At 66.0% G+C, this 10,735-nt stretch carries 8 protein-coding genes; 5 read left to right on the top strand and 3 right to left on the bottom strand.

From position 1 onward, the window contains the following. The first annotated feature begins 32 nt into the window (after positions 1–32). From GOSPT_RS03070 to GOSPT_RS03085, 4 genes are all read left to right on the top strand, one after another. The gene (locus tag GOSPT_RS03070; protein WP_005202851.1) at positions 33–1,979 is read left to right on the top strand and encodes a methylmalonyl-CoA mutase family protein; all 1,947 of its coding nucleotides are present in this window, start codon (positions 33–35) and stop codon (positions 1,977–1,979) included. Continuing rightward, positions 1,976–4,270, top strand: a complete 2,295-nt coding sequence (gene scpA / locus GOSPT_RS03075) for a methylmalonyl-CoA mutase (protein WP_005202853.1) — start codon at positions 1,976–1,978, stop codon at positions 4,268–4,270. The genes GOSPT_RS03070 and scpA overlap by 4 nt, the downstream gene beginning before the upstream one ends. Continuing rightward, positions 4,270–5,262: a methylmalonyl Co-A mutase-associated GTPase MeaB gene (meaB, locus tag GOSPT_RS03080; RefSeq protein WP_005202855.1), complete on the top strand. Its 993-nt coding sequence runs from the start codon at positions 4,270–4,272 to the stop codon at positions 5,260–5,262. The genes scpA and meaB overlap by 1 nt, the downstream gene beginning before the upstream one ends. 93 nt (positions 5,263–5,355) lie before the next feature. Continuing rightward, the gene (locus GOSPT_RS03085) at positions 5,356–6,549 is read left to right on the top strand and encodes a lipase family protein (protein WP_005202856.1); all 1,194 of its coding nucleotides are present in this window, start codon (positions 5,356–5,358) and stop codon (positions 6,547–6,549) included. 101 nt (positions 6,550–6,650) lie between these two features. Here the strand turns inward: GOSPT_RS03085 and GOSPT_RS03090 are convergent, their stop codons facing one another. The 3 genes from GOSPT_RS03090 to GOSPT_RS03100 are packed head-to-tail and all read right to left on the bottom strand — an operon-like array spanning position 6,651 to position 9,122. Then, on the bottom strand, positions 6,651–7,622 hold the full coding sequence (locus GOSPT_RS03090; RefSeq protein ID WP_039854583.1) for an iron-siderophore ABC transporter substrate-binding protein: 972 nt from the start codon (positions 7,620–7,622) through the stop codon (positions 6,651–6,653). Between the two features lie 53 nt (positions 7,623–7,675). Next, positions 7,676–8,449 carry a 2,3-dihydro-2,3-dihydroxybenzoate dehydrogenase gene (locus GOSPT_RS03095; protein ID WP_005202862.1) on the bottom strand — a complete coding sequence of 258 codons (774 nt, stop codon included), beginning with the start codon at positions 8,447–8,449 and terminating at the stop codon, positions 7,676–7,678. Beyond that, a complete protein-coding gene (locus GOSPT_RS03100; RefSeq protein WP_005202863.1) occupies positions 8,442–9,122 on the bottom strand; it encodes an isochorismatase family protein in 681 nt (226 codons plus the stop codon). The genes GOSPT_RS03095 and GOSPT_RS03100 overlap by 8 nt, the downstream gene beginning before the upstream one ends. Positions 9,123–9,145: 23 nt before the next feature. On the opposite strand from GOSPT_RS03100, the gene GOSPT_RS03105 reads away from it, so the two are divergent. Next, on the top strand, positions 9,146–10,723 hold the full coding sequence (locus GOSPT_RS03105; protein ID WP_005202864.1) for a (2,3-dihydroxybenzoyl)adenylate synthase: 1,578 nt from the start codon (positions 9,146–9,148) through the stop codon (positions 10,721–10,723). Positions 10,724–10,735 lie beyond the last annotated feature (12 nt).

Genomic DNA, 10,735 nt, shown 5'->3' on the forward strand with positions numbered 1-10,735 from the left:
AACAGGAGCATCACGGAGGTTAGCCAGACCACATGAATGATCAGCCTGTGCAGTCAGACCTTGCAGCACTCGACGAGGCCTACCAACGGTGGTCGGAGTCGGCGGCTGCAGTACTAGCCAAGTCGCGGCGGGTTGACGTCGCCGACCTTCCCGATGCTCCAGAAGCCCTGCTGTCGACCTCGACGGCCGATGGCCTCACGGTTCGGCCGCTCTACACCCGCAAGGACGAAACCCCCGAGCCCGGCCTGCCTGGGGCGTTTCCCTACGTTCGTGGTGCGGATCCCGCGCGCGACGTGACGGCCGGGTGGCGAGTCACCGAGCGGTTCGGCGACGATCCGGCCGTCGGCGCGGCGGCGGTCAACACCGAGATCCTCGAGGCCATGAACAACGGCACCAGCGGCCTGTGGATCGCGGTCGGTGGGGCAGTGTCGGCTGACGACCTCGCCACGGTGCTCGACGGCGTCTACCTCGATCTCGCGCCGGTGACACTCGACGTCGGGGAAAACGGGATCGCTGCGGCAGAGGCGTTCGCCGCGATCCGTGCAGGTGCGCCCGAGCCACCTGTGACCATTGCGCCCACAGTTGGCACGACCCATTCGCTGGGACTCTCGCCGCTGACGGCGGCATTCAGCGGCCGACCGACCGTCGACGCCGCAGAGGCGACTGCGCTAGCCGTCGCGAATCCCGATCCCGCCCTACGGACGTTCCGCGTCGACGGTGCCGACTTCGCGACCGCCGGTGCCGACAACGGGCTCGAGATCGCGCTCGTCGTGGGCGCGGCCCTCACACATCTGCGTGATCTCACCGACGCCGGGTTGTCTCCGGCGCAGGCGTTGACCCAGGTGTCGTTCGGTGTGTCGGTCGACGATGACCAGTTCGCATCCATCGCGAAACTGCGTGCGCTGCGCAAGATCTGGGCGCGTGTCGCCGGTGTCCTCGACGCGCCGGAGGTCGGTGGTGCGCTCACCCACGCGGTCACCGCGCTCTCGATGTACTCGCAGCGAGACCCCTGGGTGAACATGCTGCGCAGCACGGTTGCTGCTTTCGGTGCGGGTGTCGGCGGAGCCGACCAGGTGAGCGTCCTGCCCTACGATGCCGCGCTGCCGGCGTCGAAGCGCACGTCGGGGCCGACGTTCACCCGACGCATCGCCCGCAACACCCAGCTGCTACTCCTCGAGGAATCCAACGTCGGCCGCGTCCTCGACCCCGCAGGCGGTTCGTGGTTTGTCGAAAGCCTCACCGACGACCTCGCATCCAACGCGTGGGCGGTCTTCACCGACATCGAGGCCGCCGGTGGCTACCGGGCCGCGCTCTCGTCGGGGTGGGTCGCCGACCGTATCGGCGAATCGCTGGCTCGACGCGACGTCGAGGTGGCGCATCGTCGTAAGCCGGTCACCGGGGTCAGTGAATTCCCCAACCTCGACGAGAAGCCGCTCGGCCAGGACACTGCCGACACGACCGGCCTCGCTACCGGAGGTCCGCGGCTCGCACGGGTCGGGCGCGCATTCGAGGCATTGCGCGATCGATCCGACGCCGTCCTCGCCGATACCGGACGACGCCCGACGGTACTGCTGCTGCCGCTCGGGAGCGTCGCAGAACACAACGGACGTACCACTTTCGTGGCGAATCTCCTTGCCGCAGGCGGAATCGCGGTCATCAACCCCGGACCGGTGACCGCCGACGACATCGCCGACCTCGCAACCGCGGCCGACACCCCGATTGCGGTCATCTGCGGAACTAAACAGCGATACGCCGACGACGGGCCCGCCGCGCTGGCGGCGGCACGTGCGGCCGGACTCGGCACCGTGCTCCTCGCCGGACCCGAAAGAGAATGGCCTGCAACGGAATCCGACGGTCAGGCGAAGCCCGACGGCTCGCTGCGTGTCGGCATCGACGCGGTCGCCACCCTGCAGGATCTTTTTGACACGCTGACCACATCGACCCCGGTCGGGGCGGATACCTCGGGAGCCTCGGCATGACTGATACGCACCAGGCGGGCACACAGCAGACGGGAACGATCGGGAGTTTCGCCGACGTCGACCTCGACGGCGCAGGCGATTTCGCCGCCACCGCAGCATCGTCGGATGCCGCCGACGCGATCGATGCGCTCGCCTCGGCGAACGGCTATTCGACCGAGCAGGTCGTCTGGAGCACACCCGAGCAGATCGACGTCAAGCCCATCTACACGCGCGCCGACCGTGACGCCGTCACCCGCGACGCCGAGCACCCCTATCCGCTCGACTCGATCCCCGGCGCCGCCCCCTTCATCCGCGGTCCATACCCGACGATGTATGTGAACCAGCCGTGGACAATTCGTCAGTACGCGGGCTTCTCGACGGCTGCGGAGTCGAACGCCTTCTACCGACGCAATCTGGCGGCCGGGCAGAAGGGCCTGTCGGTCGCCTTCGATCTCGCAACCCACCGCGGCTACGACTCCGACCATCCGCGCGTCGCAGGTGACGTCGGTATGGCGGGCGTCGCGATCGACTCGATCCTCGACATGCGTCAGCTCTTCGACGGTATCGACCTGGGCGCCGTCTCGGTGTCGATGACGATGAACGGCGCCGTGTTGCCCATCCTGGCGTTGTATGTCGTTGCCGCCGAAGAGCAGGGCGTGCCGCCCGAGAAGCTGGCCGGGACCATCCAGAACGACATACTCAAAGAGTTCATGGTCCGCAACACCTACATCTATCCGCCCAAGCCCTCCATGCGGATCATCTCCGACATCTTTGCCTACACCAGCGCGAAGATGCCGAAGTTCAACTCGATATCGATCTCCGGCTATCACATCCAGGAGGCCGGAGCGACCGCCGATCTCGAGCTGGCCTACACGCTCGCCGACGGCGTCGAGTACATCCGCGCCGGTATTGAGGCGGGCCTCGACATCGACAAGTTCGCCCCCCGACTTTCCTTCTTCTGGGGTATCGGCATGAACTTCTTCATGGAGGTCGCCAAGCTCCGTGCCGCACGGCTGCTGTGGAGTGAACTGGTCGCACAGTTCAGCCCGAAGAACCCGAAATCGCTGTCGCTGCGCACACATTCGCAGACGTCCGGATGGTCACTGACGGCGCAGGACGTCTTCAACAACGTGGCACGCACCTGCGTCGAGGCAATGGCTGCGACGCAGGGGCACACGCAGTCGCTGCACACCAACGCGCTCGATGAGGCCATCGCTCTGCCGACCGACTTCTCGGCAAGAATCGCCCGCAACACGCAGCTACTGCTCCAACAGGAGTCGGGCACCACGCGTCCCATCGATCCGTGGGCGGGGTCGAACTACGTCGAGTGGCTCACCGCGCAACTCGCCGAGAAGGCTCGTCGCCACATTGCGGAGGTCGAGGAGACCGGCGGCATGACGCAGGCCATCAACGAGGGTTTGCCGAAACTCCGCATCGAGGAGGCTGCCGCCCGCACCCAGGCGCGCATCGACTCGGGCCAGCAACCACTCATCGGCGTGAACAAGTACCGAGTCGACGACGACGAAGAGATCGAGGTTCTCAAGGTCGAGAACTCCAAGGTGCGGGCCGAACAACTCGAGAAGCTCGAAAGGCTTCGGGCACAACGTGATCAGGCGGCCGTCGATGCGGCACTGGCCGATCTCACCCGCGCCGCCGCGTCGACCGACACCTCGGGTGGCCTGGACAACAACCTGATGGCGCTTGCGATCGAGGCGGCACGTCATCAGGCGACAGTCGGCGAGATCTCGGCCGCGCTGGAAAAGGTCTATGGTCGCCACCAGGCGCAGATCAAGACCATCAGCGGGGTGTACCGGCATGAGGCAGGCGACGTGAGCAACATCGACGCGGCGACCGACATCGTTCGACGTTTCGCGGAGGCGGAGGGTCGACGACCCCGCGTGCTCGTGGCGAAAATGGGTCAGGACGGCCACGATCGCGGCCAGAAGGTGATCGCGACCGCATTCGCCGACCTCGGATTCGACGTCGACGTCGGCCCACTGTTCGCCACGCCGGAGGAGGTCGCCGCGCAGGCGGCCGACAACGACGTCCACGTCGTCGGGGTGTCATCGTTGGCAGCCGGTCACCTCACGCTGGTACCGGCACTGCGTCAGGCGCTGGCTGACGTCGGCCGCGAGGACATCATGATCGTCGTCGGCGGCGTCATCCCACCGGGTGATTTCGACGAGCTCTACGAGGCAGGCGCCGCGGCGATCTTCCCGCCCGGCAGCGTGATCGCCGATTCCGCCGTCGAGTTGATCTCCAAGCTCGCAGACAGTCTCGAGATCGAGTTGCCAGAGGTGGCTGCCGGTTAATGGGTGTGCAACGTCGGGTTGATGTTCAGGCGCTGACCGACGGTGTGCTCGGTGATCGCCGCGCCGATCTCGCGAGGGCGATCACCCTGGTCGAGTCGACGCGACCGGATCACCGTGCGGCGGCTCAGGAGTTGCTGTTGGCGCTCACCCCGCATGCCGGAAAGTCGTTTCGCGTGGGGATCACCGGCGTGCCCGGCGTCGGCAAGTCGACGACGATCGAAGCGCTCGGGATGCATCTGATCGAGCAGGGTCACCGCGTGGCGGTGCTGGCTGTCGACCCGTCGTCGACGCGCACGGGTGGTTCGATACTCGGCGACAAGACACGCATGGGCACCCTGGCCGTGCATCCCGACGCCTACATCCGGCCGTCTCCGACGTCGGGCACGCTCGGTGGCGTCGCGAAGGCAACCCGCGAGAGCATCGTGCTCGTCGAGGCCGCCGGGTTCGACGTGGTGCTCGTCGAAACGGTTGGCGTCGGTCAGTCGGAGGTGACCGTCGCCAACATGGTCGACACGTTCACGTTCCTCACCCTCGCGCGGACCGGCGATTCACTGCAGGGCATCAAAAAGGGTGTGCTCGAGCTTGCCGACGTCATCGTCGTGAACAAGGCAGACGGCTCGCATCTCACCGAGGCCAAAGGTGCTGCGCGCGAACTGAAGAATGCGCTGAAGCTGATCTATCCACACGACGCGCTGTGGGTGCCGCCCGTCCTGACGATGAGCGCGCTCGAGAACACCGGCGTCGACGACTTCTGGCGGGCCGTCGAGCGCCATCATTCCGTGCTGGTCGACGCAGGCGAGTTCGACGCCAGGCGCAGCCGCCAGCAGATCGACTGGACATGGACGATGGTGCGCGACGAGTTGCTCAGCCGTCTGGCCGCCAGCCCCGAGGTCGCCGGGATCCGCGGCGACGTCGAAGCGCGTGTCGGCTCCGGCGACCTGACGCCTGCCCTGGCTGCCCAGGAAATCCTCGCCTCCTTCGATCGTCGGTGACCGACGGGGCACCGACCGTGAGACCCCGATGGCCTGCTAGGTTGCTTAGGGTCGCCTAATGTCGGGCGCCGTGTCTGTAAGGAAGGCGGTCTCATGCGTTCTCTGGCCAGGATCCCGCGGCGTCGTTTCGCCGTGATGCTTGGGTCGGTGGTATCGATACTCCTGGCGGTGGTGATCGGGTTGGTGCCCACACTCACCGCGACTCCCGCCGCGGCAGCGCCCGCCAAGGCAGGCACCGTACTCAGCGCTGAAGACATCACGGACAGGCCCGACGCGAAAGTGGCGGGAGCGGGCAAAGTCGTTGCCGTTACCTACCTTTCGCCGCAGAGTGACGGCACGCTCGTGCCCGTGCGTGCCACGATCATGATTCCCGCCGTCGCCGCACCGAAGGATGGCTATCGCGTACTGGCTTACGGTCATGGCACCGCGGGGCTCGGCGACGACTGCACCGTCACCGATCGCATGGGGCATCAGGGGCGCTACGACTCCTGGCTTGGTCCGTGGCTCAAGAAGGGCTACGTCATCGCGGCGACCGAGTACGCAGGTATCGGCGGCCCCGGCGTGCACGCCTACCTCGACGGCGACGTCGCCGGGAAGAACATCCTCGATTCCGTTCGCGCGGCGCGTGTGGTGACCCCACAGTTCGCCGGCGCGCAGACGTCGAAGGGCTTTGTGTCCACGGGCGGTTCGCAGGGTGGACACGCTGCGCTGTGGGCCGGTCACCTCACGCCGTCGTACGCGCCCGAGCTGACCAATGTCGGTGTCGCCGCGACCTCACCGCCCGTCGACATCGCCGACTACTTCTCGGCGATCCGACCGGGCGTTCCCCCGGTCGAGGTGCCTGACTACGTCACCTACTTCTCGTATGTGCTCGCAGGACTCAAGGTCGCGCGTCCCGATGTGGACGTCGATTCGTACCTGACCCCGCGGGGGCGCAAGGTTGTGAAGGATGCCCAGACGCTGTGCTACCCGAATCAGGGTCGCGCGACAAAGGGCATGACCGTCGGGCAACTCGTTGCGAAGCCATTCAACGAGGGGCCGCTGATCCCGGCTTTGCGTTCGGTGACCTACGTGCCCGAAAAGGGTTACCCCGCACCGATTCTGCTCCAGCAGGGCGCACTCGATCCGGTGGCGTTCGCGCCACTGACGACGCAGTGGGTCGATCGCGCGAAGGCCAACGGCGTCGATGTCGATCTTCGCACCTACCAGGCGGGCCACGGCGTCGGCGTCTACGCCGAGACCAACGCGCTGGCCTGGTCTGAAAAGCAACGCTGGCCGACGGCCTGATACCACAAGAACTGCGTCCCGCTCACCGATTGCTCGGTGAGCGGGACGCAGTCGTTATGGGGTGTTCTCCCTGGAACTGGCGCCGTGAGAACTTGGCTGACTCAGAACTTGGCAGCCACGGGGTCGAGAGTGTTGATCACGAATCCGACCGACGGTGCGCTGGGCACGCTGAAGGCGGGCTGCGTCTTGTCGTCGAGGAACACCACGGTGCCCTTCTTGACCGCGGGGAGCGACGACCAACCCGGAACGCGTTCTGCGACAGCAGGGTCGCCGCCCGGCGTGTAGACCACGAGTAGATCCGAGTCGAGCAGGTCGATTCGCTCGGCAGAGATCAGTGAGCGCGTCGAACCCTCCTTGTGCTCGGCGGCGACCTTCGGGTTCAGGGTGAATCCGAGCTGGGCGATCAGCCCTGCGGCGGCGTCGTCGGTGGTGTTGATAGCGCCGACCTGACCGGTCGGGCCAACCTGTGCGAAGGTGAACGTCTTGCCAACGGCCGCAGGGTACTTTGCCTTGAAGTCAGCGATCTTCTTGTTCGTCGAGTCGACGAGTTCGGATGCCTGCTGCTGCTTGCCGAAGATCTGCCCGGTGGTGGTGGTGATCTTCTCCCAGGTGTCGACCGTCGCACCCTTGGTCAGGACGGGAATGGTCGGTGCGATCTCGGACAGCTTGTCGTAGCGACTCTTGTCGCCGACGTAGCCCGCCAGGATCAGATCCGGCTGGTACTTGGCAATCTCGCCGACGCTGACCTGCGAGATGTCTGCGACCTGCACCACCTCGGAGTCGTGCTTCGGAGTCCACTCGAAGCTCGGGGTGCCCTGCGGAACGAACTCAGCGGTGATCGGGATATTCAGCGCCGCAAGGGTGTCGGTCCAGTCGGTGAGCAAGCTGACGACCTTGGTCGGCTTCTTGTCGATCTTGGTGCTGCCGTACTCGTGGTCGATCGTCACGGGGGCGAACGATTCCGAGGACGACGACGATGCGTCGTCTTCTGAGGACGAGCAAGCGGCCAGGAAACCGATGAGTCCTGCTGTCAGCAGAACCGCGAGTGCCCGCGTCGCGCGCGTTTTCTTCACTTCAATCCAATCGTCGGTGTCGGTTATGTCAGTTTCGGACGGTACATCGCACATCACATGTCCAACGTCGCACCTCCGTCGACACGAAGGTCGTGCATGGTGATGTGGCGTGCGGCGCTCGACGCGAGGAACACCACTGTCGAGGCGACATCTTCGGGACTTGCTATGCGTCCCAACGGTATTCCGAGTCGATACGCGTCCGGATCTCCGGCCAGTACCCGGTCTCGATCAGCGTCGTCGGTCCACATGCCCCGCAGCATCGGCGTGTCGGTGGAACCGGGGGAGACGATGTTGACGCGGACACCGTATGGCGCGACCCGGAGTCCGAGGCTGCGTGCGTACGACGTCGCGGCGGCTTTCGATGCGGCGTATGCCGCCAGTCCCGATCGCGGTGTGGCTCCGGCGTTGCTCGAGACGACCACGACGGATCCGCTTCGTCGCGCGGTGAGGTCGTCGAGTGAGACGTCGAGCAGATTGCGCACCCCGCCCGCGTTCACGGCCATGCAGGTATCCCAGTCGTCGGCCATCACGCCCGCGGCCGAGACGACGATGTCGACGGGGCCCGCCTGCGTCGCCGCCTTCCATGCATCGCCGACCGCCTGCCGATCGGTGACGTCGACACTACGAATACCGGTGTCGTGCATCAGATCCCACGCGTCAACCGATGCCCCATGCGCGCGTAGCAACGCGGCGACGGCTGCCCCGATACCCCCCGCGGCACCGGTGACCACCGCACGCGTTCCCGCGAGCGAGCCGGGTTCAGGTAGGACGGGTTCAGGGAAGGCGGGCTCAGGCAGGTCAGGATCAGGCAGGTCAGGATCAGGCATGGCTGCGCGCCCCGCGCGCGGGGGTGTCCGATTCTGACGTTGCGCCTTTCCGCAGCGCCTCGACAACGTCGTCGGTGGTGAGGACCCGGCCCGCACGCTTGCCGACGTACTCGCACGCCATCGTGTGTTCGTCACGGGTGAAGTCGGCGACGGCGTCGGCAACGAAGAACGGTTCGACGTCCATCATGAACGCCTCCGTGGCGCTGATCATGCAGCCCATGTGGGCATACACGCCGATCACGATGAGCTGATCACGCCCGTGGCGTGCCAGCAGGTGTCTCAGATCGGTGCGCTGGAATCCGGAGTACCGCCACTTGGTGACGGTGATGTCGCCGCTGCGCGGCGCCAGTGCGGGGATGATGTTCTCGTCGCGGCCGGAATCTAGTCCACGGCCCCAGAAATCGGCGAGGATTCCTCGACGTGAGGGATGCTGGTCGCCGGGCTGGGCCGTGTAGACGACCGGTATGCCCGCGGCGGTGGCGGCCGCGCGGATGGCGACCATGTTCGGGAGCGCGGTAGCCATCGGTTCGGCCTGCGTGGCGTAGGCGTCGATGAAGTAGTTCTGCATGTCGTGGATCAGCAGTGCGGCGCGCGAGGGTTCCAACTTCCAGTCGACGCGCTGCGGGAACGGTCCGTCGGGAATCTGGTACGGGGTGATCGTCGGGATAGCCACGCCATTAGGGTAGCCTCACCTTTATGCTCGTGTCTCCATGGCCCCCGGAACTGGAAGCGAAATATCGAGCCGACGGACTGTGGGTGGGGGAGACGTTCGACGACGTCCTGCGCTCTCGTGCCGCCGACCCGGCGTCCGCCGACCATACCGCTGTCGTCGACATCCACCGAAGGCTCAGTTACGCGGAGCTGGACGATCGCGTCGGCCGGGTCGCGGCGGGCATGGTCGAACTCGGTATCGCACCCGATGACCGAGTGTTGGTCCAGATCCCGAACCGGGTCTGCTACGTCGAAGCCGTTTTTGCGCTGTTCCGACTCCGTGCGATTCCGGTTTTCACCCTTCCCGCTCATCGAGCGGGCGAACTCGTGGGTATCGCGCGCGCTGCCGGCGTCACCACAATCATCTCGCCACGCGAGGACTCGGGGTTCGACTATCGCGGACTCGCCGACACCATTGCGGCACAGGTTGATTCGATCACCCGGTGGATCGACGCCGACGACCTCGACGCCTTGTCTACGGAACCAATCGAGCACGACCGCGCGAACCCCGCCGAGCTCGCCTTCCTACAGCTCTCGGGTGGAAGTACGGGCATCCCCAAGCTCATTCCGCGCACACATGACGACTACCTCTACAGCGTGCGTCGCAGTAACGAACTCTGCGGAGTCACCGCCGACACGGTCTATCTCGCGACGCTGCCCGTCGCACACAACTTCCCGATGAGTTCGCCAGGCATTCTCGGCGCGATGTGTGCCGGCGGGACGATCGCCCTCACCGCGTCGCCCGCGCCGTCCGTCGCATGGGAGATGGTGGCGCGCGAGGGCGTGACGATGACCGGCCTCGTGCCGCCCCTTGCGCGGCTGTGGACCGAAACCGCCGAGGCCGGAACATCTTTCGACCTCTCGTCTCTCGACGTCATCCAGGTAGGAGGTGCGCGCTGCCCGGACGAACTCGCACGCCGCATCGGCCCGGCACTCGGCGTGCGCTTGCAGCAGGTGTTCGGCATGGCTGAGGGCCTGGTCTGCTACACGCGACTCGACGACCCGATCGACGTGATCACCACGACGCAGGGCCGTCCGATGTCGGCCGACGACCAGATCAGACTCGTCGACGAGGACGGCGTCGACGTCGGTTCCGGGCCGGGCTTTCTGGAGACGCAGGGGCCGTACACGATACGTTCGTATTGGCAGAACGCGAGTGCGTCGTCATTCGCGTCCGACGGCTGGTACCGCACGGGCGACGTCGTCGAGCTGACGGCGGACGGCAACGTCGTGGTGCGGGGTCGTGGCGGCGATCGTGTCAATCGCGGTGGCGAGAAGGTGTCTGCCGAGCAACTCGAAGAACAGTTGCTGACACACCCTGCGGTGCGCGACGCCATCGTGGTGGCGGTAGCCGACCCCTATCTCGGTGAGCGCACCTGCGCCTATCTGATCCCCGACGACGCCGACAATCCGCCGAATCTCGCTGGTATCCGACGCTTTGTCCGCGAGAACGGCCTCGCCGAGTGGAAGCTCCCCGACGTCGTCAAGATCATCGACGAGTTCCCCGAGACCGGCGTCGGCAAGGTGAGCCGCAAGAAGCTTCGCGAGATCCTCGCGGGCTGAACCTTCTGACCG

This window comes from Gordonia sputi NBRC 100414 (genome assembly GCF_000248055.1).
GTDB classification, from domain to species: Bacteria; Actinomycetota; Actinomycetes; order Mycobacteriales; family Mycobacteriaceae; genus Gordonia; species Gordonia sputi.

Excerpts from the sequence above, each read along its gene's own strand:
- scpA (WP_005202853.1), top strand. The coding sequence starts at position 1,976 with ATGACTGATACGCACCAGGCGGGCACACAGCAGACGGGAACGATCGGG.
- GOSPT_RS03070 (WP_005202851.1), top strand. The coding sequence starts at position 33 with ATGAATGATCAGCCTGTGCAGTCAGACCTTGCAGCACTCGACGAGGCC.
- GOSPT_RS03095 (WP_005202862.1), bottom strand. The coding sequence starts at position 8,449 with ATGCCTGATCCTGACCTGCCTGATCCTGACCTGCCTGAGCCCGCCTTC.
- GOSPT_RS03105 (WP_005202864.1), top strand. The coding sequence starts at position 9,146 with ATGCTCGTGTCTCCATGGCCCCCGGAACTGGAAGCGAAATATCGAGCC.
- GOSPT_RS03085 (WP_005202856.1), top strand. The coding sequence starts at position 5,356 with ATGCGTTCTCTGGCCAGGATCCCGCGGCGTCGTTTCGCCGTGATGCTT.
- meaB (WP_005202855.1), top strand. The coding sequence starts at position 4,270 with ATGGGTGTGCAACGTCGGGTTGATGTTCAGGCGCTGACCGACGGTGTG.